We start from the raw sequence: 25,911 nt of genomic DNA, 5'->3' as shown, positions 1-25,911 counted from the left end.
GTCTGTTCGTGCCGTCAGCCGAGGGGCTCGGCCGGGCCCGCATGCGTCGAACGCACCGCGCCGATACTGGCGACCGTCACCAGGGCGACACCGAGGTAGCCGAGAACTCCGATCTGCTGACCGAGCACCACGAGCCCGGCGAGTGCCGCGGTGACCGGTGACAGGCAGGTCAGCACGGCAAACGTGGCGGGCGGCAGCCGGCGCAGGGAGATCAACTCGAGCGAGTACGGGATTACCGACGACAACACGCCCACCGCGGCGCCTACCCCGAGTACGCGCCAGTCCAGTGCGTCCAGGTGCACCGAGGCGACCGCGAACGGGGCGAGGACGAGTGCGCCCATGGCGGTGGCCAGTGCCAGGCCGTCGACGCGACGGAACTCCGCGGCGGTACGTGCCGACGCCAGGATGTAGCCGGCCCAGGCCACCCCCGCGGCGGCCGCGAAGGCGAATCCCGTGGCTTCGAAATGCCCGCCACCTCCGTGCGGCAGGCCCAGTGATGCGACGCCGGCGAACGCCAGCACCGCCCATAGCCAGGCGGCCCGGCTCCTACCGGTCACCACCGAGAGAATCAGTGGGCCCAGGGCTTCGATGGTCACCGCGACACCGAGTGGGATCCGCGCGATCGCCAGGTAGAAGCAGAAGTTCATCGTGGCCAGCGTCGCCGCCAGGGCGATCGCCGCGCCCCAGGCCTGCCGCGTCAGGCCCCGAACGGTCGGGCGCACCGCCGCGCACAGGATGGCCCCGGCCACCGCGAACCGGGCGAACAACGCTCCCACTGTGCCGACCGCCGCGAAGAGGCCGACCGCGAACGCCGCGCCCACCTCCTGGCTGACCGCGGCGATCACCACCAGCAGCGCTGCGCCGAGCGGGGCGCGGGTGGTCACGCCATCACCGGTAGCCGAGCCCCCGTCGCCAGTTCGGCATAGCCGCGCATCAGTCGTAGGGCGGTGCTGCGGTCGAGGTCCGGATCTCGTGCCACGATGCGGTACCCGAGGTAGTCCTCCATCGCCATGAGTGTCATGGCTATGTCGCGCGCGGGTGATTTCAGCGTGAAAGCGCCTGCATCGGAACCAGTTTCGAGGATCTGAGCGTAAAGACTCACCTGTCGGTGATAGATGTGCTGGATGTCGTGGCGCTGATCGAGCACGAATCCGGCAGCCAGCACGGCCCGCCAGATCGCCCGCCACTCGACGTCCTCCGGTCCGGACGGCAACCCGGCCGCGATCATGAACGCGATCTGGTCCCGCGCGTCTTCGGTGCGTTCCACCACCGCGAGCCGATCGTCGTAGAACTTGCTGTCGGAGCGCTGCGCGAGTGCCGAGAGCAGTTGGTCCACTTCCCGGAAGTAATAGCGCACGGCGTTCGGGGTCAGCTTGAGCTCAGCAGCCACATCGGCGATGCGGAAGCTGGTCAGATCATTGCGCTCGATCAGCGCGATCGCGGCGTCGAGAATCTCCTCGCGGCGCTGAGCTTGTCGATTCGGCCGTCCCACGGGCCCCATCCTTCACGAATCCGCTACTTCGGTTGACGCCGGTGGTTACCCGCAGCCATTATTTTCCAATCTTGAAAAGAATTTCGCCACCAACTTCCGGGGGATGCATGCCTGATTGCTCCTCGCGTCCACGCGCCCGCGACATCGGCGTCGTCATCGGGGAACACCCGACCGGTCCGAACAACGCCATCACCGACGTGGCCGGAGTGTCCGTCGGGCACCACACCATCCAGCGCTCCGGGCACAACCCGGTGAACACCGGCGTCACCGTCGTGGTCCCGCACCCGGGGATCTTCACCGAGCCGGTATTCGCCGGTGCCCACCGGCTCAACGGCAACGGTGAGCTCACCGGACTGGAATGGATCCGCGAATCCGGCGAGCTCACCACGCCCATCGCGCTGACCAACACCCACAGCGTCGGTGTCGTTCGCGACGCACTGGTCAGGGCGCAGGTGCAGGCCCGCGGCGATGGGTTGTACTGGTCCCTGCCGGTGGTCGGGGAGACCTACGACGGGCTGCTCAACGACTGCAACGGCCACCACGTCCAGGCCGAGCACGTGTTCGCCGCACTCGCCGATGCCACGGACGGGCCGGTCGGTGAAGGCAATGTCGGTGGCGGGACCGGAATGATCTGCCACGGCTTCAAAGGCGGCATCGGCACCGCGTCGCGGGTCACCGACACCGTGGGCGGGCAGTACACCGTCGGCGTGCTGGTGCAGGCGAATCACGGTCGGCGGGAACGGCTTCGGGTCAACGGCGTGCCGGTCGGGGAGATGGTGGGCCCCGAACTGGTGCCGACGCCGGACCTGCCGATACCCTATCCGGCCGGGTCCGGCTCGATCATCGTCGTCGTCGCCACCGATGCGCCGATGTTGCCGCATCAATGCACCAGGCTCGCTCAACGCTCAGCCCTGGCCATCGGCCGGGTGGGCGGAACAGGTGAGCAGTACAGCGGCGACATGATGCTGGCCTTCTCCACCGGGAACCGGGGAATTCCGCCGTACGGATGGGACGAGAATCCCGACGCCAACCGGCCCGAAATCGGGGTGCGCATGGTGGCGCCGCAGCTGATGACCCGACTGTTCGACCTGGCGATCGAAGCCACCGAGGAGGCCATCGTCAACGCGTTGGTGGCCGCCGAGACCATGACCGGCCGGGGCGGATTGACCGCCCATGCCCTCGACCACAACCTGCTGCACTCGGCGCTGGTGCTGGAAGGTCACTGAACCTTCAGCCGGGAAATTCAGCCAAGGACGCGGGCACGCAGCTCGTCGACGAAGGCGCGGGTTTCGTCCCACGCCGGCAAGAGCCCGGCGGCGCGCACCTGCTCCAGCGTCGGGGCGGCCGCGTCACGCTCGGACAGCACCGGTTCGCTCACCGGCCAGTCGATCCCCAGATCGGTGGCCAGGACGGTGTGCTCCCGCTCCGGGCTGTACGGCGCCGAACACAGGTACATCACCGTCGAGTCGTCCTCCATCGACAGGAAAGCGTGGCCGAGGCCCTCCGACAGGTAGACCGAACGCCGACTGTGTTCATCGAGCAGCACCGAATCCCACTGCCCGAATGTCGGGGAACCCACCCTGACATCGACCACCACGTCGAGCACGGCGCCGCGCACACACGTCACATACTTGGCCTGGCTGGGCGGCAGCTGGGCGAAATGCACACCGCGCAGCACCCCGGCCGCCGACACCGAGCAGTTGGCCTGCCGTAGGTCGAAGTGGTGCCCGGTCATCTCGGCGAACCCGGCATCGGTGAACCACTCGAAGAACAGCCCGCGCGCGTCGCCGTGCAGTTTGGGTGTGATCTCCCAGGCGCCGGGGATCGTGAGTTCGCGCGCGGTCACTGGCCGCGCTCCGAGTACGCCTCTTCCACTGCCTTTTTCAAAGGACCCCACCAGGATTCGTTGTTGCGATACCAGTCGATGGTGGCCGCAAGGCCCTCGTCGAAATCAGTGTGTTTGGGTGCCCAGCCCAGTTCGTCGTGCAGGGTCGACGGGTCGATGGCGTAGCGCAGGTCGTGGCCCTCCCGATCGGTGACGTGGTCGAAATCGTCGGGGTCGCGGCCCATCAAGCGCAGCAGGGTGCGCATGACCGTGAGGTTGTTGCGCTCGCATTCCGCGCCGATCAGATAGGTGCGGCCGGCCTGGCCATTCATGAGGATCTGCCAGACCGCGCGGTTGTGATCGCTGACGTGGATCCAGTCGCGCACATTGGCGCCGGTGCCGTAGAGCTTGGGGCGCCTGCCGGTGAGCACATTGGTGATCTGGCGCGGGATGAACTTCTCCACGTGTTGGTAGGGGCCGTAATTGTTGGAGCAGTTCGAGATCGTCGCGCCCACGCGATACGACCGCACCCAGGCACGCACCAGCAGATCGGCGGCGGCCTTGGTGGACGAGTACGGGCTCGACGGGTTGTACGGCGTGGCCTCGGTGAACCGCGCCGGATCGTCGAGCTCGAGATCGCCGTACACCTCGTCGGTGGAGATGTGGTGCAGCCGGACTCCGTGCGCACGGACGGCCTCCAACACGGTGAACGTGCCGACGACGTTGCTGTGCAGGAACGGTTGCGGGTTCGCCAGGGCATTGTCGACATGCGTTTCCGCGGCGAAATGCACGACGGCGTCGGCCTCGGCGACCAACTGGTTCACCAGACCGGCGTCGGCGATATCGCCCTGCACCAACCGAACCTGGTCAGCCACCGGCGCGAGGGACTCCTCGCTGCCCGCGTAGGTCATCGCGTCGAGCACGGTCACCGATGTGGTCAGTGCCTCGCGGACAGCGAGGTGCACGAAGTTCGCCCCGATGAATCCGGCGCCGCCGGTGACCAGTAGCCGCATGCGCCAACCCTAACCGGCCGCAGCGTCAGCCTTTCAGGCCCAGCGGCCCAGCCAATTCGGACAGCGCCGGGATCAGTTTGTCCGGACCGCCGAGAACCTGGATCGCAACGTGGTCCGCGCCGTTGGCCACGTGTTGTTGCAGGCGCGCGGCGATGGCGTCGGCGGTTCCGTGCGCGACGACCGCGTCGATCAACTTGTCGCTACCCGGCTTGGCGATGTCGTCTTCGGTGAAACCCAGCCGGCGCCAGTTGTTGAGGTAGTTGCTCAGGTTCAGATAGAAGTCGACGGTGTCGCGTCCGATCGCGCGGGCCGCCGCACTGTCAGTGCTCAGCACCACCTTGTGCTCAGGGGCCAGGTACACCGATTCGCCCAGCACCTCACGGGCGTGCGCGGTGTGTTCGGGCGTCGTGAGGTACGGGTGTGCGCCGGCGCTGCGCCGCGCCGAGAGCTTCAGCACCTTGTCACCCAGCGCGGCGATCACCAGACGACTGGTCGGCACCTTGGCCGCGTCCAGCGCATCGACGTACTCCACCAGTGCGTCATAGGGCTTGCGGTATTCGTCGGTGTGCTCGGGATGCCCCACCCCGATGCCGAGCAGGAACCGGCCCGGATGCGCGGCCTCGATGCGGTGAAACGATTCGGCGACCGTGTCGGCGTCGGCCGTCCAGATGTTGACGATGCCGGTGGCCAGTTGAAGCGTCTGCGTGCGCTCCAGGATGGGTTCGGCGAACGACAGGTCGGCGGCGGGGGAACCGCCCACCCACAACGCGCCGTAACCCAGCTTCTCGATCTCGACGGCCTGCTCGGGCTGCACCGCCCCGAACGTCCACACCCCGTAGCGGCCCAGATCCGGCTTGAGAGACAGCGATTCGGTCATCTGAGCGTCCTTGTCTGTTGGTGCTCTAAGCCAGGCCGAGCGGCCCGGCGAGTTCGGCCAGTGCGGGTACCAGTTTGTCCGGTGAGGTCAACACTTGCACAGGCACATGGTCGGCGCCGGCGTCGCGGTGCTGCCGCAGCCGGGCGACCACGTCATCCACCGTGCCATGCGCGACGACGGCGTCGATGAACCGGTCACTGCCCGGCTTGGCCAGATCCTCGTCGGTGAAGCCGAGCCGCTTGAAGTTGTTGAGGTAGTTGGACAGACCGAGGTAGACGTCGAGTGCCTTGCGGCCGATGGCGCGTGCCTTGTCCTGGTCGGTGGTCAGGACCACCTTGTGCTCGGGGGCCAGAAACGCTGCGGGCCCGATCAACTCGCGGGCCGTCGCGGTGTGTTCCGGCGTGGTCAGGTACGGGTGCGCACCCGCTGACCGGGCCGCAGACAGTTGCAGCACCTTGGGTCCGAGTGCGGCGACCACGCGGCGGTGCTGCGGCACGCCGTACTCATCGAGCTTGTCGAGATAATCGGTGAGCGCGTCGAGCGGTTTGCGGTATTCGCCGATCGCCTCACGGTGCCCGACGCCGATGCCGAGCAGGAACCGGCCCGGGTAGGCCGCCTCGATGCGGTGGAAGGACTCGGCGACCGGGCCCGCCGCTGCACTCCAGATGTTCACGATGCCGGTGGCCAGCTGCAACGTGTCGGTGGCGGCCAGGATCGGATCGATCCACTCCAGCTCGGCGGGCGGGGATCCGCCGGCCCAGATCGCGCCGTAGCCCAGCGCCTCGATGTCCCGCAATTGCTGCGGCGACAGTTGTTGGAACTGCGAGTAGTGGCCGAACGCGCCGAAGGTGCCGAGATCGGGCTTGGTGCCGCTGATGTCCGTCATGGTTGCCTCAACCCGCCCTCACGTGATGGCTATTCCGAAAAACTCACGACGATTCAGACGATTCGGACGATTCAAACGCCAGCATGGACTCCGGCGCGGGCGCGACCAGCGGCAGCAGCACGATGAACCGGGTATCACCCGGCCGCGACTGCACTCGCAGGTCGCCGCCGTGCTTTTCCACCACGATCCGCCAGGCCAGGTCGAGGCCAAGCCCGGTGCCCTCGCCGAACGGCTTGGTGGTGAAGAACGGCGTGAAGATGCGCTCGATGTCTTCCTCGGGAATTCCGGGCCCGTCGTCGCAGATCTCCACCCGGATCATGTCGTCGGTCTCCCGGCTGGTGCGCAGCGTCAGCGTGCCGCGACCGCCCATCGCCTGGATTGCGTTGTCGATGATGTTGGTCCACACCTGATTGAGATCGCCTGGGTAGCAATGCAATTCGGGTAGCGACTTGTCCAGTTCCTTGCACAGGCTGACCGGTTTGTCCTTGCCGACCTTGTCGCCGAACATCATCATCGTGCTGCGCAGCCCTTCGTGGACGTCGGCACTCTGATACGAGCCGCGATCCATCTGTGAGTACTGCTTGGCGCCGGCCAGCAGCGCCGAGATCCGCTTGCTCGCCTCGGCCACCTCGTTCATTCGCAGCTCGGTGTCGATGGTGTACTTCAGCCACCCGAGTGCCCCCGGCAACGTCGCGGAGCAGTCGACGCTGCTGATCGTCCCCTCGACACGTTCCAACCAGTCGATGTCGAGACCCGCTTCGACGAATGTCGGGGCGTAGTCCCACGCGCTCGCGATGCCGTGGTCTTCGAGCCAGTCTCCGATCGCGTCCTCGCGGTCCGAGGTCTCCAGTGCGGTGAGCTCCAGCCCCTTGTTCTTGGCGACCTGCTCGGCGACCTCGTCCTGGATGGTCACCAGTACCCCCAGCGCCTCGGGGGTGAACTTGCCGTCGGCCAGCATGGCCAGCTTGTGGCGCATCTTGCCGACGCCCTCGCGCAGGTCCGCGACCGCGCGGGCGGTGGCCGCCGCCGGATTGTTGAGCTGATGGGTCAGCCCCGCGGTGATGGTGCCCAATGCCAGCAGCTTCTCCCGCTGGCCGATGATCTGCCGCTGGCGCCGCCCGCCGACCATGTGACCTTCGAGCAGGTGCACCGCCATCGGGAACTCGTCGCGCATGAACTTCGCGAACGCACTCGCGTCGAGGACGAAGAACCGCGACGGCCGGGTCACCCGTACCGACGCCTGATAAATCTGTTCCTCACCGGGGATGTAGGCGGACCACGCACCGCAGTACACACCGCGCTGCGACGTGCGACTGGTCTCGATGTCCGTGCCGGCCGAGCGCTTGGACATCACCAACTCGCCGTCGATCAGCACGTAGAAGCAGGTTGCGGGGTCGCCCTCGGTGATGATGGGGCCGGGCTCGAACACCGCGATGTGCCCGTTGTCGCACAGCGTCTGCAACTGTTCGTCGGTCAACGCCTCGAACAGGAACAGCGTCCGCAGTTCGGACGGCAGGCAGGTCTCGCCCATCGTTAATTCCTCTCAGCCTCGCCGACGGTGCCGGCCATCACGCTTCTGCCAGGTAGCGGTGCACCAGCATCACCGCCATCGACCCTTCGCCGACGGCGGCCGCCACCCGCTTGGCGGATTCGGCGCGCACATCTCCTGCAACAAAGACACCGGGCACACTTGTTTCCAGATGATGCGGCGGACGTTCCAGCGTCCAGCCGCACACGTCGCGCAGGTCGGGTCCGGCCAGGATGAACCCGTGGTCATCGCGGGCCACCACGCCGTCGAGCCATTCGGTGCGCGGGGTGGCACCGATGAAGCAGCACAGGCGCGTCGCCGGCACCTCCTCGTGCTCGCCGGACTGCCTGTTCACCAACTCCAGTCGCACCAGATGATCGTCCTCACCGATGGCACTGACCACCTCGGTGCAGGTGCGTACGTGGATGTTCGGCGTCTGCTCGATCTGCTGGATCAGGTAGTACGACATCGACGCTTCCAGCGACGGTCCGCGTACCAGCAGCGTGACCGACTTGGCCTCGCGGGACATGAACATCGCGGCCTGCCCGGCCGAGTTGGCGCCGCCGACGATGTACACGTCCTCGCCGCGACACTCGGAGGCGTCCGACACCGAGGCGCCGTAGTACACGCCGCGGCCGACGAAGTTGTTCGGATTGGCGGGGTCCGCCCAGCAGCCCGGCACCGGGAGCTGGCGGTACTCGACGCCGGTGGCCAGGATCACCGCGCGGGCCCCGATGGTCTCGCCGTCGGCGAACGTGACGGTGCGGGCCGCGCCCGCGATGTCGAGCGCGACGGCTTCGCGGGTGGTGATCACCTCGGCGCCGAACCGCTCGGCCTGCCTGCGCGCCGAGGTGGCCAGTTCGGCCCCCGACACCCCGGTCGGGAAGCCCAGGTAGTTCTCGATCCGCGAACTGCGGCCGGCCTGCCCGCCGGTCGTGGTGCCCTCGATCAGCACCGTCCCCAGCCCCTCGGAGGCGCCGTACACCGCGGCGGCCAAGCCTGCCGGGCCGCCGCCGATGACCACGAGGTCGTACATGGTCAGCGACGGGGTCGTCGACAACCCCAGCATGTCGGCGAGCTCGCCGTCACTGGGTTCGACCAGCGTCTCGCCACCCTCGGTGATGACCACCGGTAGCTGCAGACCGTCCAGCCCCGCGGCCTCGAGGAGTTGACGGCCCATGGGCTCATCGGTGGTGAACGCCCGGAAGGTGTGCTGGTTGCGAGCCAGGAACTGGCGCACCTCCCAGGACCGCGAGCTCCACTGGTGCCCGATCACCTTGGTGTGGGGGATGGCCCGATCGCCGACGGTGTGCCACGTCTCCAACAGGCCGTCGATCACCGGGTACAACTTCTCCTCCGGTGGATCCCACGGCTTGAGCAGGTAGTGGTCGAGGTCGACGACGTTGATGGCGTCGATCGCGGCGGTGGTGTCGGCGTACGCCGTCAACAGCACGCGCCGGGCCATCGGGTAGAGGTCCATCGCGGATTCGAGGAAATCGATGCCGCTCATCTGCGGCATCCGGTAATCGGCGACGAACACCGCGACGGTGTCGCCGCGCAACTTCAGCTCGTTGAGGGTTTCCAGGGCGTCCGGGCCGGATTCGGCCCGGACGATCCGGTACCGCTCGCCGTAGTGGCGTCGCAAGTCGCGGGCGACCGCACGCGACACCGCGGGGTCGTCGTCAACGGTGAGGATTACGGGTTTACGGGGCTGGGACGCGGGGCCGGTCATCGCCACCAATTATGCGCCCAGCCGCCAGCGGTTTTCTCACCCCGGTTCGCATTCAGAACGCCATCGGTTCCCAGTTCACGGCCTCGTCCCAGCCGGGTTGTCCGAGAGCCCATTGCCACAGCACCCGGCGAGCCAGTTCGGCGTCGTCGACATCAGCGACATAGTGCTGGTCCGGGCCGCCGGCCCGGTGCTCGATCGTGACGGCGCGGCCCTTGGGGAAGAGCGACTGGATGAACACCTGGTCTCGGCGTGAGATCACCAGCCACGGCTCTTGTGGCGAGGGGTGTGCGAAGACCTCGCGCAGCAGACTTTCGCTGAGGTAGGGCACTTGCACCCCGCCACCGAGCCGTACGTCGATCTCGATACTGCCGCGCGGGTCGTAGAGCCGGTCGTGCTGTGGGTCATAGAGCAGCAACCCGCGCTCGTAGGTCATCTGCAACAGCGTGCCGGCGTTCTGGGTCACGGTCTGCCACGACGTGGCGATCGTGCTGCCTCTGGCGTCGCAACTGGGATCAACCATGAGAAAACGCTCATCGTCGTCGTTGAAGTACCTCGACGTGAGCTCCTCGGTGAAATCGACGATGACCGCCGGGGCGGGTCCGAGGATCTCCTCACACATCGCCCTGTCGAGCGCTGCCAGCTGTGCCCGGTCGGTCACGAACTCCGGAACCAGCACAGTGAAGTCGTAGCTCACTCCTCGGTCGTGGCCGGCCTGGCCGCCACCGGCTTGCCGTTGGTCGCGGGATCGCTGGTCCCCTGCAGCATGGCGGCCACGTCGATGCCCGAGGACTTGAGGGCTTCCAGGATGTTGGCGACCGCCAGCGGGCTGACACCGAGCAGGCCGCCGACGGCGTCCTGGGTGTCGCGCGACCCGCCGATGATCGACAGCCGATCGATCTCGGCCAGCGGCGCGGCGGCCGCCTCGGTCGCCTTGACCACCGAAGCGAGCACGTCGGGCAGCATCAGCAGGCGCGCGGCCTCGGCCGTGTAGCCGTTGAGCGCCGCTGCGATCTCCTTCTTACCGTTGGCCTCGGCCAACAGTTTGGCTTCGATACCGGCGGCCTCGGCCTGCTGTTCGACGCGCAGTGCGTCGGCAAGTTCCTTCTTACCGGCGGCTTCGGCGACCAGCTTGGCCTGGAGGCTGTCGGCTTCGGCCTGGCGTTCAACGCGCAGCGCGTCAGCTGCCGACTTGCGGGCGTCGGCTTCGGCCTGACCCTTGCGCCGCTCGGCCTCGGCCGCGGCCTCGGCGGCCAGGATCGTGGACTGGCGCTGCCCTTCGGCCTTGGCGATATCGGCCTGCCGCTGAGCCTCGGCGGGCGCGATCACATCGGCCGCCAGCGCGGCCTGGGCCTGCTCGGCGCGACGCTGCTCGACCTCGATGCGGGCCTGCACCCGGGCCGCCTCGGCCTGCTCGGTGGCGATACCGACGTCCTTCTGGGCGCGGGCATTGGCCAGCGGTCCGGCCTGGTCGGCCTGAGCGTTCTCGGCCTCGGTCTGCGCGCGCAGCCGGGCCAGCTCGACGTCGCGCTTCTGGGTGGCCGTGGCGATCGCAGTGTCGGCCTCGGCCTGTGCGACGGCACCCTCCTGCCGCGCCTTGGCGGACTGGATCTGCGCGTCGCGCTCGGCCTCGGCGGTGCCGACTGTGGCGTCGCGCTTGACCTCGGCGATGCGGCGCTGACCCAGCGACTTCAGGTAGTCGTTCGCGTCGGAGATACCGGCGATCTTGAGGACATCGACCTCCATGCCGATCCGGGCCAGGTCGCCGCCGGCCTCCTCGACCACGCTGCGCGCCAACGTGTCGCGGTTGGAGTTGAGGTCCTCGACCGTCATGGTCGCGGTGATGCCGCGCAGGCTGCCGGCCAGGATCTCGTTGATCTGACGCTGCAGCTCGTTGAGGTCGGAGGTCAGGAAGCGCTGTACCGCGGTCTGCACGGCCTCATCGGCCGAGCCGATGCGGACCAGCCCTACGGCTTCGACGTTGACCGGCACACCGTTGTTGGACAGCGCGTTCTGCAGGTTGATGCTGACGTTGAACGGTTCCAGGCTCATGATGTCCACCCGTTCGATGCCGGGCATCCGGAACCGGGCCCCGCCGCGGACCACCTTGGGTGTGCCGCGGCCGGTGAACACGGCCACCTCGTTGGGCGGCACCTTGATGTAGTTCTTCACGTAGACCAACGGCAGCACCACCAGGATGAGGATCGCGGCGATGGCGACGAGGACGACGATGAGCAGCAGGGACACTGTTGTGCCTTTCTCGGTGGGGCAGTGCTCGGGTACAGCTCAGGTTTCTGGAACGGCTCAGGCTTCGGGAACAGCTCAGGTTTCTGGAACAGCGACGACGTGGACGAAGTCCGGATCGATATCGGCGATGTAGACGCGGGTGGCCTTGGGCAGCGCATCGGCTTCGTCGCTCTTGGCGCGGGAGAACACGCGGTTGCCGTCGGCGTCGACGAAGGAGACCTCACCCCAGCCGCCCGGCGGGAGCTCGAGGGTGACCGTGCCGAGCAGGCCGACATACGAGGACCGGCCCCGATGTGAGTTGGACTGTTGGCGGCGCATGTAGGGCAACAGCAGACCGTTGAGGGTGAACACCAGCACGACAGCGCACGCCGCTGCCAGGACTGCGGACCAGACGGTGCCCAGGCCCAGCCAGGTGCCGATCAAGCCTCCGGTGCCGGCGCCGAGCAGGGCGACCGACAGGCCGGTCAAGCTCAGGAAGGGCATCCCGTCCCCGTGCCCGACATCGGCGAGCAGAAGGGCGGCCAGTACAGCGATGCCGCCGACGACGAACGCGGCCAGGTACACAACCATCACGTGCTCGTGGTCTCCGTTCTCCGGACGCGTGAATCAGTCCGTACCATTGTCGCCTGTGTCACGGCCTCGCCGCGCACCAATCTTCGGCCGCGATCGGGCGGCCAGAGCTGATCAGCCGTGATTTTGGCGCAGGCCGTCGAGCGGGTATTGTGGACCAACGGTGCGGCTTTATCGTGCCGACTTTTTGCGTGCCCCGTCTTGGAACTGCTGATTTCTGCAATTTCGCTTTGATCCGGCTCACGTTTAGAAGTCGGTCGGCGGCAGCACCACCACGGGCTGCATTGCGACTGATGAAGCTACGAAACGAAAGCAAGGATCGCCGAAAAGTATGGCCAAGAAAGACGGTGCCATCGAGGTCGAGGGTCGCGTGGTCGAACCTCTGCCCAATGCGATGTTCCGCATTGAGCTGGAGAACGGACACAAGGTCTTGGCCCACATCAGCGGCAAGATGCGGCAGCACTACATCCGCATCCTGCCCGAGGACCGGGTAGTGGTGGAGCTCTCTCCCTACGACCTGTCCCGGGGCCGCATCGTGTACCGGTACAAGTGACCCGATAGAAGCCCGACCAGTAACGACGAGACCGGTGACGTGCGTGCCTGCACGCCACCAACAGAGCCAGAAGGATCGAAACAGCCGTGAAGGTGAACCCGAGCGTCAAGCCCATCTGCGATAAGTGCAGGGTGATCCGCCGGCATGGGCGGGTCATGGTGATCTGCAGCGATCCCCGCCACAAGCAGCGGCAGGGCTGATGAGCGCTGGCGCGAAGAGCAAATAGTCGCGCTGTCAGCTCATCTCACCACAACTGAATGATGAACCCCCAGCACCACTGAGCGGATCCGCCGCTCATACGCGATGAGCATTCATCCACGTCCGGCACGGAGGCCGGACCCCGGAGAGCCCTTAGGGGCTGATGGGAACGGGCTGGGACCAGACCTCCGCAGAGAAGAAGGAATACCGCCACATGGCACGCCTCGTGGGCGTTGATCTTCCGCGCGACAAGCGCATGGAGATCGCGCTGACCTACATTTTCGGCATCGGCCGTACCCGTTCGAACGAGATTCTCGCCGCGACGGGCATTGACAAGAACATGCGCACGAAGGACCTGACCGACGATCAGGTGTCGGTTCTGCGCGAGTACATCGAAGGCAACCTCAAGGTTGAGGGTGACCTGCGCCGCGAGGTGCAGGCCGACATTCGCCGCAAGATCGAGATCGGCTGCTACCAGGGCCTGCGGCACCGCCGTGGCCTGCCGGTGCGCGGCCAGCGGACCAAGACCAACGCGCGTACCCGCAAGGGCCCCAAGCGCACCATCGCCGGCAAGAAGAAGGCTAGGTAACCCCGATGGCACCACCGAAGAAGGCCGCGGGCGCCAAGCGCGGTAAGACCACCCGTCGCAGGGAAAAGAAGAACGTCCCGCACGGCGCCGCACACATCAAGAGCACGTTCAACAACACGATCGTCTCGATCACCGATCCCCAGGGCAACGTCATCGCCTGGGCGTCGTCGGGTCACGTCGGCTTCAAGGGTTCGCGCAAGTCGACCCCGTTCGCCGCACAGCTGGCCGCCGAGAACGCTGCCCGCAAGGCGCAGGAGCACGGCGTCAAGAAGGTCGACGTGTTCGTGAAGGGCCCGGGTTCGGGCCGCGAGACCGCCATCCGCTCGCTGCAGGCCGCAGGCCTCGAGGTGGGCGCGATTTCCGACGTCACACCGCAGCCGCACAACGGCTGCCGTCCGCCCAAGCGGCGCCGGGTCTAGGGAGGATCTGAGAAATGGCTCGTTATACCGGACCCGCCACCCGCAAGTCGCGTCGTCTCGGCGTCGACCTCATCGGTGGAGATCAGTCGTTCGAGAAGCGCCCCTACCCGCCCGGCCAGCACGGTCGCGCGCGGATCAAGGAGAGCGAATACCGCACCCAGCTGCAGGAGAAGCAGAAGGCTCGCTTCACCTACGGCGTCATGGAGAAGCAGTTCCGCAAGTACTACGAAGAGGCCAACCGGCAGTCGGGTAAGACCGGCGAGAACCTGCTCCAGATCCTGGAGAGCCGGCTGGACAACGTCGTGTACCGTGCCGGCCTGGCCCGGACCCGCCGCATGGCGCGTCAGCTGGTCAGCCACGGCCACTTCACCGTCAACGGTGTCAAGGTGAACATCCCGAGCTACCGGGTGTCGCAGTACGACATCATCGACATCAAGGACAAGTCGCTCAACACCCTGCCGTTCGAGCTTTCTCGGCAGACCGCAGGTGAGCGTCCGATCCCGTCGTGGCTGCAGGTCGTCGGCGAGCGTCAGCGCATCCTGGTGCACCAGCTGCCCGAGCGCGCGCAGATCCAGGTGCCGCTCGCCGAACAGCTCATCGTCGAGTTCTACTCGAAGTAATGACTTACCGGCCGTTCGGCCGGTAAGTACCCAGACGGCATCAAATAGCGGGTGCCGAGAAGGAGAAGAACACAATGCTGATCTCTCAGCGACCCACACTGGCCGAGGAAACCCTCGCCGACAACCGCTCCAAGTTCGTCATCGAGCCGCTGGAGCCCGGTTTCGGTTACACGCTGGGTAACTCGCTGCGGCGCACGCTGCTGTCGTCCATTCCGGGCGCAGCGGTCACGAGCATCCGCATCGACGGTGTGCTGCACGAGTTCACCACCGTCCCCGGGGTGAAGGAAGATGTCACCGACATCATCCTGAACCTCAAGGGCCTGGTCGTGTCCTCCGAGGAGGACGAGCCGGTCACCATGTACCTGCGCAAGCAGGGCCCGGGTGCAGTCACCGCCGGTGACATCGTGCCCCCGGCCGGTGTGACGGTGCACAACCCGGATATGCACATCGCCACCCTCAACGACAAGGGCAAGCTGGAGGTCGAGCTCGTCGTCGAGCGCGGTCGCGGCTACGTCCCGGCCGTGCAGAACAAGGCCTCGGGCGCTGAGATCGGCCGTATCCCGGTCGATTCGATCTACTCGCCGGTCCTCAAGGTCACCTACAAGGTGGAGGCCACGCGTGTTGAGCAGCGCACCGACTTCGACAAGCTGATTCTCGACGTCGAGACCAAGAACTCGATCAGCCCGCGTGACGCCCTGGCGTCGGCCGGCAAGACCCTGGTCGAATTGTTCGGTCTGGCACGGGAACTCAACGTCGAGGCCGAGGGCATCGAGATCGGGCCGTCGCCGGCCGAGGCAGACCACATCGCCTCGTTCGCGCTGCCGATCGATGATCTCGACCTGACTGTGCGCTCGTACAACTGCCTCAAGCGCGAGGGTGTGCACACGGTGGGCGAGCTCGTCGCCCGCACGGAGTCCGATCTGCTGGACATCCGCAACTTCGGCCAGAAGTCCATCGACGAGGTGAAGATCAAGCTGCACCAGCTGGGTCTCTCGCTCAAGGACAGCCCGGCCACGTTCGATCCGTCCGAGGTCGCAGGTTACGACGCCGCTACCGGCACCTGGACCAGCGACGCCGGTTACGACCTGGAAGACACCCAGGACTACGCCGAGACCGAACAGCTTTAAGAATTCCGTCCCGGTCCTACCTGATACGGGGGCCGGCCCCATTTAGGAGATAGTCGCAATGCCCAAGCCCACAAAGGGTGCTCGCCTCGGCGGGTCGTCCTCACACCAGCAGGCGATCCTGGCCAACCTGGCCACGTCGCTGTTCGAGCACGGCCGCATCAAGACGACCGAGCCGAAGGCCCGGGCGCTGCGTCCGTACGCCGAGAAGCTGATCACCCACGCCCGGAAGGGTGAGCTGCACAACCGGCGCGAGGTGATGAAGAAGATCCGCGACAAGGACGTCGTGCACGCCCTGTTCGCCGAGATCGGCCCCTTCTTCGCCGACCGCGAGGGTGGCTACACCCGGATCATCAAGGTGGAGGCACGCAAGGGCGACAACGCCCCGATGGCCGTCATCGAGCTGGTGCGGGAGAAGACCGTGACCTCCGAGGCGGACCGCGCTCGTCGCGCCGCCGCCGCGCAGGCCAAGGCTGCAGAAGCTCCCAAGGCTGAAGAGGCCGAGGAAGCTGTGGAGGACGCCGAGGTCGAGGCGACCGAAGAGGCCGCTGCCGACGAGGCTCCGGCTGACGAGGCTCCGGCCGAGGATGAAGCCAAGTCCTAACCAGGCATTGAACGACATGCCCGCCATCGATTCCGGTGGCGGGCATGTTCGTTTGCGCCTGGACATCGCCTACGACGGCACCGATTTCGCGGGCTGGGCGGTGCAGGTCGGTCAGCGCACCGTGGCCGGGGTGATCGACGAGGCACTCTCGACGGTGTTCCGTACGCCGGTGGTGACGCGCACCGCGGGCCGTACCGACACCGGGGTCCATGCCACCGGCCAGGTCGCCCATGTCGACATCCCGGTCGATGCCGTAGCGCACGCCTACCCGCGGACCACCAACCCGGGTGACGCCGAATTCGCTCCGCTGGTGCGGCGATTGGCTCGACTGCTGCCGACCGACGTCCGGATCCGCGACATCGTGCGGGCTCCTGCGGGTTTCGACGCCAGGTTCTCGGCACTACGCCGGCACTACACCTACCGGCTGAGCCTGGCCCCGTACGGGGTCGAGCCGGCCGAAACGCGGTTCGTCACACCGTGGTCGAAGCCCTTGGACCTCGATGCGATGGCTGCCGCATCGCGGGAGTTGGTGGGGCTCAACGATTTTTCCGCGTTCTGTCGTCACCGCCCCGGGGCCACCACGATCCGCGACCTGCAGCGGCTGGAATGGGTGCGTGATGGGCACTATGTGACGGCGTATGTCACCGCGGATGCCTTCTGCTGGAACATGGTTCGTTCGCTGGTCGGCGCGATGCTGGCCGTGGGGGAGGGCAGGCGGTCACCCGAGTGGACCGCCGGGCTGCTGGGTGAGACGAGCCGGTCCAGTGATTTCGCTGCTGCGCCTGCGCGCGGGCTGACTCTGGTGCAGGTCGACTACCCGCCCGATGATCAACTGGTCAGCCGGAATACGGTCACTCGGGACGTGCGTACGCTCTGAGGCCATCGGGTGGGTGCGGCCCTCAGAGCCGGGCGGCGACGAACCTGGCTGCTTGCGCGACCATGCCCGAGCGGATGTAGCCGGGTGCCAGATGGTCCTGCCACCCGGCCCGCCAGGTGTACGGGCTGCTCGGATTGCAGACCGGGTCGTCGCTGTGGCACAGGTCGATGGTGCGACTCTGATACGTCGGGTTCAACAATGTGATCGGGCCGGCCCAATTTGCGCCATTGCCGAACAATGCCACTGCCGCGATGTGTTGGTCGGTGCCACGCGGCAGCGGACTGTTGAAGGTGAACGCCGAAACCGGCATGGCCAGAACGAGATCGGTAGCGGCGGCGCCCAACGAGTAGCCGCCCAGCACGAGCTTGGTCCTCGGACAGTTTCGGGTCATCCATTGCACGTGCCGGCTCATGTCGTTGGCGCCCACGTCGACCTGGGTATCCGCCGGGTAATTCACCGGATAGAAACTGATATTCGGACCTCGGAGGGCCCGCAGCGTCTTGATGAACGCGGCGCCGACCTGGCCGGGGCCCGGGGGTTCCATCCGGCCGCGGGCGAACACCACCTCCGCCGCTGGACACACGGCGCCATTGGCGACGCCAATCATGCTGGGCGCTACCGTCATCGGCAACACGACGGCAGACAGGGTGGTGACGAGCGCGGTGAACATCCGGCGGACAATCACGCATCCGATGGTATTGACGGCCACGTCGAGAATAGGTGCCGGTCAGGCAACGATCCGGCGACGAACCTTGATCTCAGCGCGCGGCCGGCGTCAATTCAGGCGACCCGCTACGAAATCCGCGGCCTGGTTGACCATTCCGCCGTCGATGTAGGCACCGGCCAGGTGATCGGGCCAGTTGTTCTTCCAGGTGTCGGGGTCGGCCGGATTGCAGATCGGATCGGCGCCGTGGCACAGCTCGATGGTCCGGTCGGCGTAGACCGGGCTGAAGCGTGTGATGGGACCGACCCATGCGGCGCCGTTGCCGAACAGGGCGACAGCGGCGATGTGCCCGTCGGCGCCCGCGGGGAGCGGTGTCTTGAAGCCGAAGCCGGTGAACGGGACGGCAAGCACGACGTCGGCGACTGCCGCGCCCAGCGAGTACCCGCCGATCACCAACCGGGTGTCCGGGCAGTTGTCCATCATGTACTGGATGTGGCCGCTCATGTCGTTGGCGCCGATGTCGACTTCGGAGTCGGCCGGATACCGGACGGCGTAGACGCCGATGTTCTTGTTGGCCTTGGAGCGCAGCGAGTTCACGAACGCGTTGCCGAGCGTACCGACGCCGGCGGGTTCGGTACGTCCGCGGGCGAACACCACCTCGACCGGCGGGCACGAGGCGGCATTGGCCACCGCCGGGGAACCGGGCAGGACGGCCGAAGCGATCGGCAGGACAGCGACGGCCGCCGCAATGATGGCAGCCACGCTGATCCAGCGCCGAAGCCGTCGGGCTACTTGGCTTGCCATAGGAAGTTCGACCACCTCAGCGATCGTAGCGGACGCGGGCTACAACAGACCGGCCACGAAGTTCGCGGCATCGTTGGCCGCACCTTCGTAAGCCCGGTGCGCGGGCACGCTGTCGCCGTCGCCGCAGATCGGATCGCCAGGATTGCACAGGTCGATGGCGCGCGATCCGTACACCGGGCTCGAGGTCAGCGGCAAACCGAGCTTGGTCGACGGGTTGCCGAAGACGGCGACCGCGGCGACGTGCTCGGGGACGTTCGGCGGCAGCGGTGCGTTGAAGCCGACAGCCGGGAACGGGACGGCGGCGATGACGTCGATCACCGCGGCGCCCTGGGAATACCCGCCCAGCACGAGGCGGGTGTTGGGGCAGTTGTCCACCATCCACTGGATGTGGCCGGAGGCGTCGTTGGCGCCGCCCGCCGCGGCCAGGAAGTCGAAGCTGGCGGGGTAGTTCACCGCATAGGCGCCGACGGAACGGCCGCCGACCTTGTTGCGCAGCGAACTGACGAACGCATTGCCGATCCGGCCGAGGCCTGCGGTGTCATTGGTGCCGCGGGCGAAGACCACCTCGATGTCAGGGCAGTCTGCGGCCTTGGCCATGGGTAGGCCTGCGCCTAGCCCCGCGGTGGGGGTGGGCACCAGGACGGGTGCGACGACGGCGGCGGCTGCGGTGAGCGCTGCCGCCACGAATACGGTGCATCGACGAACAAGATCAATTGCCACACCAAATCCTAACGTGTTGCCGACTAGACGATTCCGGCGACGAAGTTGGCGGCCTGATCCGCCATGCCGACGTAGTCGCTGTGAGCGAAGGGATTCCGGCCGCGTGAGCAGATCGGATCCCCGTCTTTGCAGATGTCGATCGCCTTGCCCCCGAACACCGACGAGGTGACCGGAATGCCGAACTTCGTCGACGGATTGCCGAACACCGCGACGGCAGCGACCTGGGGCACCAGATCGCCCGCGAGCGGCGGCGCCGATCCGATCTCCCCGACCTTGTTGCCGAGCGGGGGGATTCCGGCCAGCATGTCCACCACCGCGGCGCCCTGTGAGTAGCCGCCGAGCACGACCCGCGTGGACGGGCAGCTGGACGCCAGTGTGGCGATGCGGTTGGCGGCGTCGTTGGCGCCGTCGGCGGCGGCGAGGAAGTCGTAGCTGGCCGGGTAGTTCACCGCATAGGTGCTCACGGAGCGGCCGCCGACCTGTGACTGCAGCGAATCGGCGAATGCCTGGCCCGGCCGGCCCAGTCCGGGCGCATCATTGGTGCCACGGGCGAAGATGACCTCGATGTCGGAGCACGGTGCGGCGGTGGCGGGCGCAGCCAGTGTCAGTGGCAAAGCAGCGCTGACCAGCGTTGATGCAATCGCGGCCACCCGGGCCGACTTCCGGAGGAGACTCACGGGGGACATCGTCACACAAAATGGTTAGCCACGGCTAATCGTTTGCCGCCTCCGCCGTCTCCCGCAGCGGCAGGTCGGGCCAGGTGGCCCGCTCGATCTGGGTGGCCGCCTCGGGATCCGCCTGCTCGCTGCGGTCGCCCTGACGGGCCACCGCCAGGCCCGCGAGTACCACCAGTCCGCCGATCGCCTGGCTCACCGACATGGCCTCGCCGAGCATGATCCAGGCGATCAGGACCGCGAAGAGCACCTCGGACAGCCCGACCAGCGAGGCGAAACGCGGCTTGAGCCGTGCGATCCCGACGATGCCGAGGGTGTAGGCCAGGGCCGTGGGGATCAGGCCCAGCGCGATCACCGGGACCAGCCAGGCGGTGGTGTGCCCGGCGATGGTCACGGGGTTGGTGGCGAAGGTCAGCGGCATGATGCCGGTGACGCCGAGGAGCGCCACGGCCGCGGTGCCGACGACGAGGCCGCCGGCGGCCAGGCTGATCGGGCTGAGCCCGTCTCCGTCGGTGCTGGCCTTGTTGGACATCATGAAGTAGCAGGCGGCGCAGACGGCGGCGGCCAGACCCCAGCTCACGCCGACGAGGTTGATCTGGGCGCCGCTGAACACGTCGAGCACCAGGATGATTCCGGCGACGGCGACTGCCACGCCGGCGAAGGTCATGGCGCTGGGGCGGTGCCGGGTGGTGGCCCAGAGCCAGCCGACGACCAGGATCGGCGCGGTGTACTCAAGCAGCAGGGCCACGCCGACCGACAGGTGCGCGACGGCGTTGTAGTAGCAGAGTTGCGCGCCGGCGATCGGGATCAGGCCGTAGCCGACGACGGTCTTGGCGTGACCGAGCACCTCGCGGATCCATCCCGGGCGGACGATGCTGGCGAAGGCGGCCATCATGAGCGCGCCACCGGCGAGCCGGGCCGTGACGGCCGCGGTGGGGCTCCAGCCGGATTCCATCAGGGCTTTGGCGAACGGGCCCGATGACCCGAACGCGAGCGCGGAACTGACGGCGAACAGTAGGCCGAGCCGGAAGTGGTTATCGGCGGTCGTGCGGTCGAGTTGGGCTTCGGCAGTCATCGGTACACCTCCCCTGGGGCATGTCATGAGTAAAATAGATTATGGTAATGACAGTAGGGTTGACGGTACGGCGACAGGGGGTCATGAGTCAAATGCTTTTTACCTATGACACGGAGCTCACGCTCCGGGCCGCGATGGTGTTGGTGAACACCGATCGGGTAGAAGGCGAACAACTGGCCGACCAGGCAGCACTGAACGCCTACCTGGATGAGTTCGGTTGGACCGGGCGGCGCGACCGCGACGAGGCCGAACTGGCGGCGGTGCGCAGGTTGCGGGGGCGCGTCGGGGAAATCTGGGCGGTGGCCGATGACGAAGAGGAGGCGGCCCGTCAGGTCAACGCCCTGCTGAGCGACACCAAGGCGGCGCCGTGGCTGACCCGGCACAAGGAGATGCCGGAATGGCACCTGCACCTGGCGTCGGTCGACGACCCGCTGGCGCAGCGCATGGGCGCCGAGATGGCCATGGCCCTGGCCGACCTGATTCGCGGCGGTGAACTGCGCCGCCTCAAGATCTGCGCGGCACCGGACTGTGAGGCGGTGCTGACCGACCTGTCGCGCAACCGCTCTCGCATCTTCTGCGACACCGGCAACTGCGGTAACCGGCAGCACGTCGCGGCCTACCGGCAGCGTCAACGCGCCGACTAGTGGCTCTGCAAATCAGCGTGATCACGCTGTCCCCGGCCGGGTTAGGGTTGCGCACGGGGGACACATGGCACGGCGATCGGCCACTCGGCTACAGCTCAGCGGGCATCGATTCCTGTTGCGGCGCTTGGCGCACGCGTTGGTTCGCGCTGACGCGCGGATGCTCGACGACCCGCTGCGCGCACAGGCGGTCGCCTACGGTGCGGGCTGTGCACTGACCGCTGTCGCGATCGCGGTGTGTGCGGTGCTCGCGCTGTTGCGTCCCGGCTCGCTGCCGGGTGATGCGCCGATCCTGATGGCGCGCGACACCGGAGCGCTGTACGTCCGTATCGACGACACCCTGCACCCGGTGCCCAATCTCGCCTCGGCCCGGCTCATCGTCGGTACCCCGGCGAATCCGGTGGTGGTCAACGAGGCGGCAATGGCGAAGTTCCGGCGCGGGCCGCTGGTCGGCATCCCGGGCGCCCCGGCCCGTCTCGGTCAACCACTGAGCGTCGACGAATCGGACTGGGCGATCTGCGACGGCACCGAACCGGCCGAGACGGTACTGCTGGCCGGCCGGGCCGACCACGGGATGGCGGCGTTGGGTAGCGGTCAGGCGCTGCTGGTGTCAGAACGCGCGGTGGGAGGGACGACATACCTGCTGGCCGACGGGTGGCGGGCCCGGGTGGATCTGCGCGACATCGCCGTGGTGCGGGCACTGCATCTGGAAGGAGTGTCAGCCCAGCCGGTCTCGCAAACCCTGTTGGACTCGGTGCCGGAGGCTCCCGCGTTGCAGGCGCCTTTGATTGCGGGCCTGGGAAACCCGGGACCGGCCGCGCTGGGCGGACTCGCGGTGGGCACCGTCGTGCGCGTCGTGCGTGCCGGCCCCGCCGAGTTCTATGTGGTGCTGATCGACGGCCTGCAACGCGTCGGCCGGGTGGCGGCCGACGTCATCCGCTTCAGCGTGGCGCAGTCCCATGGCGAACCGCCCATCGTCCCGGCCGATGCGGTGGCCGATGTGCCGGTCGCCGACAGCCTCGCCGTGGCCCGGTTCCCGGAGCGGGTATTGCCGCGGGCGCGGGCGGTGGTGTGCGCCCGCTGGGATCCGCGACAGCCTGGCACGGATACGAATACCAGTGTGACCATGGCTGATTCGCTGCCGATTCACGGTGTGCAGCTGGCGCAGTCCGATGGCGACGGGCCGAATGTCGACCGTGTGCAGATCCCGGACGGCCGCAGCGTCCTGCTGCAGGCCGCAGGTGTGACACCCGACGCCATCGATGGTGGGCCGCTGTATCTGTTGAACGATCTCGGTGTGCTGTTCGGCGTCCGCGACGGGGCGACCGCCGAAATGCTCGGTCTGGGGGCCAACGTTGTTCCTGCGCCGTGGCCGATGCTGGCCATGCTGCCCCGGGGCCCCGAACTGAACCGCGATGCGGCCTCAGTCGTGCGGGACGCGCTACCCGCTGTCCGGGCAGCGCCGTCGTAACCGCTTGGCCGCCAGCGCGAGTGTGGTCAGGACTGTCGCGCCGACACACACGGCGGCGCCCCCGAAGGCGATGCGTTGGGGTCGGGGATCGATCGCAACCCGAGCGGTCGGCTCCACCGAGGCCGGAGCGGTCGGCACGGACCCCGACGGCGGGGTGCCGCCGCTGACCGCGGCCAGGGTGTCGACGACACCGTGCCCGACCAACGGATTCCAGCCGTCGGCCGGGGTGCGTGCGGTGTCTTCGATACGGCGCATCACCTCGCGCGCGCTCAGTTGCGGGAACCGGGCTCGCACCAGTGCGGCCACCCCGGCCACCACGGGCGCGGCATAGCTTGTTCCCGAAATCGGGGTTTCCCGTCCGATCGTGTCGATCAGCCGCTCGCCGTCGGGGTGCAGCGACACGAGATTTTCGCCGGGCGCGGCCACATCGACCCAGGGGCCGGACAGGCTGAAAACCGATGCCGTGCCGTCGGTTCCGACCGAACCCACACACAACACCAGGTCGTCGTACCACCCCGGGCTGGATACCGAGCGGACACTGTTCCAGTCGGGCTCGCCGGCCGGCCCGACGGGGCCGTCCTGCTGTGTGCAGCCCGCGCCGACGTTGCCGGCCGCGGCCACCACCACGACGTTGCGGACGTCGACGGCGTAGCTCAGCGCGGCGCCGAGGGCACGGTCGTCGGGTGCGGCGCCGGCCGATACGCAGGCGGGAGACGAGATGTTGATGACGGTCGCACCGAGGTCGGCCGCGGTGCGCACCGCCATGGCAAGGGTGTTGACGTCGCCGACACCGGTCGAGCCACCGTCTGCGGCGAACTTGTTGCTGGATTGCCGGATGGCCAGGATGACGGCGTCGGGTGCGACGCCGCTGAAGCCGGCACTCGGTGCGGCACCGGCGATTCCGGCAACGATCGTGCCGTGGCCGTCGCAATCGGCGGTGCCGTCGCCGCGGGACACATAGTCGCCGCCGCCGATCAGATGCGGTAACAGTCGGTGCCGCGCGACACCGGTGTCGATCACCGCGATCTTCTGGCCCGCGCCGCGGGTGAGCGGCCATACCGATTGCAGGCCCAGTGGGTTGCCCGACGTGGTCGTGGTGTCGGCCGGCGATTGGTAGCAGGGTTGGCGCTGTTCGGTTCGCTCGACAGGCACCGGCGGCGCCGGCCGAGGGAGCAGGGTCGCATCGACTGCTGGAGGTACGACAGCTGCTGCCGGCGCGATGGGCAGCAGCGGAAGCCCGACGATCAGCGCCGCGGCCAACGGGCCTGACCTGTTCACCTCAGTGCCAGGTCGCGAACGAAGTCGAAAGCGCCGGCGAGCCAGCACGCCAGCGGCACCACTGCGGCCAGCGCGCCGTATTCGAGGGCGTCGGCGACGCGGGCCGCCACGGGACTCTGGATCGTGACCGGCCAGAGCACGGCGATCCCGGTGCCGACGGCGACAATTCCGGTCCAACTGCCATGTGCCGGAAGCCAGGCCACCACAAGTATGAAAGCCGCAGTGAGCGAGAGAAATCCGGAGATACTGGCGGCGGTGCGGCAGCGGCCGGACGCATAGGTGCGGGAGCGCAGCAGCAGCGCCACGCCGACGGCCGCGGCGAACGCGACCTCGACGGCTGTGACCCGCGCCGGACCGGCGAAGGCGAGGATTGCGGTTCCCAGCGCGGCCGCGGCCGAACAACCGGCTACCAGGCTCACCAGGTGAAGATGCCCGACAAGAGCACGTGCCTCGACGTCGAAGGTGGAGTTGTTCGATACGTCGCTCTCGGCACCGGGGTACTCGGGCACCGGCGGCGTCAGGCCGGCCAGGGCAATGGACAGCCGCGGGGTCAGCGGCAGCAGGCCCACCCCGAGTGAGCTGACCAACGAACCCAATACGGGTGTGGCCAAGGGCCACAGTGCGGCGAAACCGGTCGCTACGGCGACCACCCCGGCTACGGTCACGACCGCGAGCAGAATGTCCGTACCGCAGCCGGATACCCGCATCAGCACCGCGCCCAGCGAAGCGGCGGCCGTCGCGGCCAGAAAGAAGTTCGCGGGAGCAGGCCCGGCCGGCACGACGAGAAAACCGAGGACCGCCACGTGCGCGAGGGCTGCGACGTTGAGCGTTGCCACCTTGGCCGAACTCAGACCGAATCGTGGTGCGGCCACGGCCACGGCGGTGACAGCCGCCGCGACCGCTGCGGCCACGGCGATGCGGTCCGGCCCCTGACTGGCCAGCCCCGCCCAGGTCAATGCCACGACGCCCAGTGCGCAGGCCCACAGACAGGCGGCCACCCGCAGTTCTGCAGGCAGGGCGTCCTCGGTGGGGTCGACGGTCAGTGCGGCGGTCAGCGACCAATCAGGCGTGGGATTTTCGCGGGCCCCGGCCAGTACCAGCAGATCGCCGTCGTGAATGTCGTTCTGCACCAGGGTTGCCGACTCGTCCAGGCTGCGTCCACCCAGGTGTGCCAGCCGCCAGCGCCGCGGTGTGCCGTCGCCGGCGCCGAGCGCGTCGACGATCCACGGCAGCAGTTCGCCTACGGTCATCGCGGCGGGCAAGGACACGTCGACCGTGGCGTGCCCCGCCTCGTCTGGCGCACCACAGTGAATCGATACGTGGCGCAACGAATCCGGCATCGCATCACCCCCCCGGTTGACGCCGATACCTGTCACGCTAACCGACCCGACGAGCCCCCTTGTGCACCAATTTTTCCGGTGCACACCGGGAAC

The 25,911-nt window shown here is 67.6% G+C and carries 29 protein-coding genes; 11 read left to right on the top strand and 18 right to left on the bottom strand.

Annotated elements, in window-relative coordinates:
• Positions 1 to 14 precede the first annotated feature (14 nt).
• Positions 15 to 884: an EamA family transporter gene (locus AB0I14_RS12325; protein WP_358020891.1), complete on the bottom strand. Its 870-nt coding sequence runs from the start codon at positions 882 to 884 to the stop codon at positions 15 to 17.
• Positions 881 to 1,501 carry a TetR/AcrR family transcriptional regulator gene (locus tag AB0I14_RS12320; RefSeq protein ID WP_358020888.1) on the bottom strand — a complete coding sequence of 207 codons (621 nt, stop codon included), beginning with the start codon at positions 1,499 to 1,501 and terminating at the stop codon, positions 881 to 883. The genes AB0I14_RS12325 and AB0I14_RS12320 overlap by 4 nt, the downstream gene beginning before the upstream one ends.
• 98 nt (positions 1,502 to 1,599) lie before the next feature.
• On the opposite strand from AB0I14_RS12320, the gene AB0I14_RS12315 reads away from it, so the two are divergent.
• Entirely contained in the window at positions 1,600 to 2,718 is a 1,119-nt protein-coding gene (locus AB0I14_RS12315; RefSeq protein WP_358020885.1) for a P1 family peptidase, read from the top strand.
• Between the two features lie 17 nt (positions 2,719 to 2,735).
• Here the strand turns inward: AB0I14_RS12315 and AB0I14_RS12310 are convergent, their stop codons facing one another.
• The 9 genes from AB0I14_RS12310 to AB0I14_RS12270 all read right to left on the bottom strand — a co-directional run bounded on the left by AB0I14_RS12310 (position 2,736) and on the right by AB0I14_RS12270 (position 12,167).
• Positions 2,736 to 3,338, bottom strand: a complete 603-nt coding sequence (locus AB0I14_RS12310; protein WP_358020883.1) for a dTDP-4-dehydrorhamnose 3,5-epimerase family protein — start codon at positions 3,336 to 3,338, stop codon at positions 2,736 to 2,738.
• On the bottom strand, positions 3,335 to 4,330 hold the full coding sequence (rfbB, locus tag AB0I14_RS12305) for a dTDP-glucose 4,6-dehydratase (protein ID WP_358020881.1): 996 nt from the start codon (positions 4,328 to 4,330) through the stop codon (positions 3,335 to 3,337). Before rfbB ends, AB0I14_RS12310 begins: the two co-directional genes overlap by 4 nt.
• A gap of 25 nt (positions 4,331 to 4,355) precedes the next feature.
• A complete protein-coding gene (locus tag AB0I14_RS12300) occupies positions 4,356 to 5,207 on the bottom strand; it encodes an LLM class F420-dependent oxidoreductase (protein WP_358020879.1) in 852 nt (283 codons plus the stop codon).
• Between the two features lie 25 nt (positions 5,208 to 5,232).
• The gene (locus tag AB0I14_RS12295) at positions 5,233 to 6,093 is read right to left on the bottom strand and encodes an LLM class F420-dependent oxidoreductase (RefSeq protein ID WP_358020877.1); all 861 of its coding nucleotides are present in this window, start codon (positions 6,091 to 6,093) and stop codon (positions 5,233 to 5,235) included.
• Positions 6,094 to 6,136: 43 nt separating this feature from the next.
• Positions 6,137 to 7,624 carry an ATP-binding protein gene (locus AB0I14_RS12290; protein WP_358020875.1) on the bottom strand — a complete coding sequence of 496 codons (1,488 nt, stop codon included), beginning with the start codon at positions 7,622 to 7,624 and terminating at the stop codon, positions 6,137 to 6,139.
• Positions 7,625 to 7,661: 37 nt separating this feature from the next.
• Complete coding sequence (locus AB0I14_RS12285; RefSeq protein WP_358020872.1) at positions 7,662 to 9,353, bottom strand: FAD-dependent oxidoreductase; 1,692 nt, start codon at positions 9,351 to 9,353, stop codon at positions 7,662 to 7,664.
• Between the two features lie 52 nt (positions 9,354 to 9,405).
• Positions 9,406 to 10,047 carry a hypothetical protein gene (locus AB0I14_RS12280; protein WP_358020869.1) on the bottom strand — a complete coding sequence of 214 codons (642 nt, stop codon included), beginning with the start codon at positions 10,045 to 10,047 and terminating at the stop codon, positions 9,406 to 9,408.
• Positions 10,044 to 11,597: an SPFH domain-containing protein gene (locus tag AB0I14_RS12275; RefSeq protein ID WP_358020866.1), complete on the bottom strand. Its 1,554-nt coding sequence runs from the start codon at positions 11,595 to 11,597 to the stop codon at positions 10,044 to 10,046. The genes AB0I14_RS12280 and AB0I14_RS12275 overlap by 4 nt, the downstream gene beginning before the upstream one ends.
• A gap of 75 nt (positions 11,598 to 11,672) precedes the next feature.
• Positions 11,673 to 12,167, bottom strand: a complete 495-nt coding sequence (locus tag AB0I14_RS12270; protein ID WP_358021295.1) for a hypothetical protein — start codon at positions 12,165 to 12,167, stop codon at positions 11,673 to 11,675.
• 331 nt (positions 12,168 to 12,498) lie between these two features.
• On the opposite strand from AB0I14_RS12270, the gene infA reads away from it, so the two are divergent.
• The 8 genes from infA (at position 12,499) to truA (ending at position 17,151) form a co-directional block, all read left to right on the top strand.
• The gene (gene infA, locus AB0I14_RS12265) at positions 12,499 to 12,720 is read left to right on the top strand and encodes a translation initiation factor IF-1 (protein ID WP_003418601.1); all 222 of its coding nucleotides are present in this window, start codon (positions 12,499 to 12,501) and stop codon (positions 12,718 to 12,720) included.
• A gap of 86 nt (positions 12,721 to 12,806) precedes the next feature.
• Positions 12,807 to 12,920 carry a 50S ribosomal protein L36 gene (rpmJ, locus tag AB0I14_RS12260; protein ID WP_003879483.1) on the top strand — a complete coding sequence of 38 codons (114 nt, stop codon included), beginning with the start codon at positions 12,807 to 12,809 and terminating at the stop codon, positions 12,918 to 12,920.
• A 212-nt stretch (positions 12,921 to 13,132) separates the two neighbouring features.
• Positions 13,133 to 13,507, top strand: coding sequence for a 30S ribosomal protein S13 (rpsM, locus tag AB0I14_RS12255; protein WP_217155768.1), 375 nt, complete (start codon positions 13,133 to 13,135; stop codon positions 13,505 to 13,507).
• Between the two features lie 5 nt (positions 13,508 to 13,512).
• Positions 13,513 to 13,926 (top strand): 30S ribosomal protein S11, encoded by a 414-nt coding sequence (rpsK, locus tag AB0I14_RS12250; protein ID WP_004571524.1) that lies wholly within the window; start codon positions 13,513 to 13,515, stop codon positions 13,924 to 13,926.
• Positions 13,927 to 13,940: 14 nt separating this feature from the next.
• Positions 13,941 to 14,546, top strand: coding sequence for a 30S ribosomal protein S4 (rpsD, locus tag AB0I14_RS12245; protein WP_358020856.1), 606 nt, complete (start codon positions 13,941 to 13,943; stop codon positions 14,544 to 14,546).
• 74 nt (positions 14,547 to 14,620) lie between these two features.
• Positions 14,621 to 15,673 carry a DNA-directed RNA polymerase subunit alpha gene (locus AB0I14_RS12240; protein ID WP_358020853.1) on the top strand — a complete coding sequence of 351 codons (1,053 nt, stop codon included), beginning with the start codon at positions 14,621 to 14,623 and terminating at the stop codon, positions 15,671 to 15,673.
• A gap of 58 nt (positions 15,674 to 15,731) precedes the next feature.
• On the top strand, positions 15,732 to 16,274 hold the full coding sequence (rplQ, locus tag AB0I14_RS12235; protein WP_358020850.1) for a 50S ribosomal protein L17: 543 nt from the start codon (positions 15,732 to 15,734) through the stop codon (positions 16,272 to 16,274).
• A 16-nt stretch (positions 16,275 to 16,290) separates the two neighbouring features.
• Positions 16,291 to 17,151, top strand: a complete 861-nt coding sequence (truA, locus tag AB0I14_RS12230; RefSeq protein WP_358020847.1) for a tRNA pseudouridine(38-40) synthase TruA — start codon at positions 16,291 to 16,293, stop codon at positions 17,149 to 17,151.
• A gap of 22 nt (positions 17,152 to 17,173) precedes the next feature.
• Here the strand turns inward: truA and AB0I14_RS12225 are convergent, their stop codons facing one another.
• The 5 genes from AB0I14_RS12225 to AB0I14_RS12205 all read right to left on the bottom strand — a co-directional run bounded on the left by AB0I14_RS12225 (position 17,174) and on the right by AB0I14_RS12205 (position 21,088).
• Entirely contained in the window at positions 17,174 to 17,821 is a 648-nt protein-coding gene (locus tag AB0I14_RS12225; protein WP_358021291.1) for a cutinase family protein, read from the bottom strand.
• A gap of 105 nt (positions 17,822 to 17,926) precedes the next feature.
• Positions 17,927 to 18,619: a cutinase family protein gene (locus tag AB0I14_RS12220; protein WP_358020844.1), complete on the bottom strand. Its 693-nt coding sequence runs from the start codon at positions 18,617 to 18,619 to the stop codon at positions 17,927 to 17,929.
• A gap of 39 nt (positions 18,620 to 18,658) precedes the next feature.
• Positions 18,659 to 19,339: a cutinase family protein gene (locus AB0I14_RS12215; protein ID WP_358020840.1), complete on the bottom strand. Its 681-nt coding sequence runs from the start codon at positions 19,337 to 19,339 to the stop codon at positions 18,659 to 18,661.
• Positions 19,340 to 19,362: 23 nt separating this feature from the next.
• Positions 19,363 to 20,025, bottom strand: coding sequence for a cutinase family protein (locus AB0I14_RS12210; protein ID WP_358021288.1), 663 nt, complete (start codon positions 20,023 to 20,025; stop codon positions 19,363 to 19,365).
• A gap of 25 nt (positions 20,026 to 20,050) precedes the next feature.
• The gene (locus AB0I14_RS12205) at positions 20,051 to 21,088 is read right to left on the bottom strand and encodes an EamA family transporter (protein WP_358020837.1); all 1,038 of its coding nucleotides are present in this window, start codon (positions 21,086 to 21,088) and stop codon (positions 20,051 to 20,053) included.
• A 92-nt stretch (positions 21,089 to 21,180) separates the two neighbouring features.
• Here AB0I14_RS12205 and AB0I14_RS12200 point away from each other — a divergent pair, with 92 nt between their 5' ends.
• A complete protein-coding gene (locus AB0I14_RS12200; protein WP_358021285.1) occupies positions 21,181 to 21,732 on the top strand; it encodes a CGNR zinc finger domain-containing protein in 552 nt (183 codons plus the stop codon).
• A gap of 64 nt (positions 21,733 to 21,796) precedes the next feature.
• Positions 21,797 to 23,200: a type VII secretion protein EccB gene (gene eccB / locus AB0I14_RS12195; protein WP_358020834.1), complete on the top strand. Its 1,404-nt coding sequence runs from the start codon at positions 21,797 to 21,799 to the stop codon at positions 23,198 to 23,200.
• Here the strand turns inward: eccB and mycP are convergent.
• A complete protein-coding gene (gene mycP / locus AB0I14_RS12190; protein ID WP_358021282.1) occupies positions 23,171 to 24,460 on the bottom strand; it encodes a type VII secretion-associated serine protease mycosin in 1,290 nt (429 codons plus the stop codon). The genes eccB and mycP overlap by 30 nt on opposite strands.
• Positions 24,461 to 24,474: 14 nt before the next feature.
• Positions 24,475 to 25,818 (bottom strand): type VII secretion integral membrane protein EccD, encoded by a 1,344-nt coding sequence (gene eccD / locus AB0I14_RS12185; protein WP_358020831.1) that lies wholly within the window; start codon positions 25,816 to 25,818, stop codon positions 24,475 to 24,477.
• Between the last annotated feature and the right edge of the window lie 93 nt (positions 25,819 to 25,911).

It is taken from the genome of Mycobacterium sp. NPDC050441 (assembly GCF_040655355.1).
Taxonomy (GTDB): Bacteria; Actinomycetota; Actinomycetes; order Mycobacteriales; family Mycobacteriaceae; genus Mycobacterium.
This window is presented reverse-complemented; position numbering and strand designations above follow the sequence as displayed.

Bases quoted from the DNA above. Each gene is read 5' to 3' on its own strand.
- AB0I14_RS12320 (WP_358020888.1), bottom strand. From the start codon at position 1,501: ATGGGGCCCGTGGGACGGCCGAATCGACAAGCTCAGCGCCGCGAGGAG.
- AB0I14_RS12315 (WP_358020885.1), top strand. From the start codon at position 1,600: ATGCCTGATTGCTCCTCGCGTCCACGCGCCCGCGACATCGGCGTCGTC.
- rfbB (WP_358020881.1), bottom strand. From the start codon at position 4,330: ATGCGGCTACTGGTCACCGGCGGCGCCGGATTCATCGGGGCGAACTTC.
- AB0I14_RS12300 (WP_358020879.1), bottom strand. From the start codon at position 5,207: ATGACCGAATCGCTGTCTCTCAAGCCGGATCTGGGCCGCTACGGGGTG.
- AB0I14_RS12295 (WP_358020877.1), bottom strand. From the start codon at position 6,093: ATGACGGACATCAGCGGCACCAAGCCCGATCTCGGCACCTTCGGCGCG.
- AB0I14_RS12290 (WP_358020875.1), bottom strand. From the start codon at position 7,624: ATGGGCGAGACCTGCCTGCCGTCCGAACTGCGGACGCTGTTCCTGTTC.
- AB0I14_RS12285 (WP_358020872.1), bottom strand. From the start codon at position 9,353: ATGACCGGCCCCGCGTCCCAGCCCCGTAAACCCGTAATCCTCACCGTT.
- AB0I14_RS12270 (WP_358021295.1), bottom strand. From the start codon at position 12,167: ATGGTTGTGTACCTGGCCGCGTTCGTCGTCGGCGGCATCGCTGTACTG.
- infA (WP_003418601.1), top strand. From the start codon at position 12,499: ATGGCCAAGAAAGACGGTGCCATCGAGGTCGAGGGTCGCGTGGTCGAA.
- rpsM (WP_217155768.1), top strand. From the start codon at position 13,133: ATGGCACGCCTCGTGGGCGTTGATCTTCCGCGCGACAAGCGCATGGAG.
- rpsK (WP_004571524.1), top strand. From the start codon at position 13,513: ATGGCACCACCGAAGAAGGCCGCGGGCGCCAAGCGCGGTAAGACCACC.
- rpsD (WP_358020856.1), top strand. From the start codon at position 13,941: ATGGCTCGTTATACCGGACCCGCCACCCGCAAGTCGCGTCGTCTCGGC.
- AB0I14_RS12240 (WP_358020853.1), top strand. From the start codon at position 14,621: ATGCTGATCTCTCAGCGACCCACACTGGCCGAGGAAACCCTCGCCGAC.
- rplQ (WP_358020850.1), top strand. From the start codon at position 15,732: ATGCCCAAGCCCACAAAGGGTGCTCGCCTCGGCGGGTCGTCCTCACAC.
- truA (WP_358020847.1), top strand. From the start codon at position 16,291: ATGCCCGCCATCGATTCCGGTGGCGGGCATGTTCGTTTGCGCCTGGAC.
- AB0I14_RS12225 (WP_358021291.1), bottom strand. From the start codon at position 17,821: ATGTTCACCGCGCTCGTCACCACCCTGTCTGCCGTCGTGTTGCCGATG.
- AB0I14_RS12220 (WP_358020844.1), bottom strand. From the start codon at position 18,619: ATGGCAAGCCAAGTAGCCCGACGGCTTCGGCGCTGGATCAGCGTGGCT.
- AB0I14_RS12210 (WP_358021288.1), bottom strand. From the start codon at position 20,025: ATGTCCCCCGTGAGTCTCCTCCGGAAGTCGGCCCGGGTGGCCGCGATT.
- AB0I14_RS12205 (WP_358020837.1), bottom strand. From the start codon at position 21,088: ATGACTGCCGAAGCCCAACTCGACCGCACGACCGCCGATAACCACTTC.
- AB0I14_RS12200 (WP_358021285.1), top strand. From the start codon at position 21,181: ATGCTTTTTACCTATGACACGGAGCTCACGCTCCGGGCCGCGATGGTG.
- eccB (WP_358020834.1), top strand. From the start codon at position 21,797: ATGGCACGGCGATCGGCCACTCGGCTACAGCTCAGCGGGCATCGATTC.
- eccD (WP_358020831.1), bottom strand. From the start codon at position 25,818: ATGCCGGATTCGTTGCGCCACGTATCGATTCACTGTGGTGCGCCAGAC.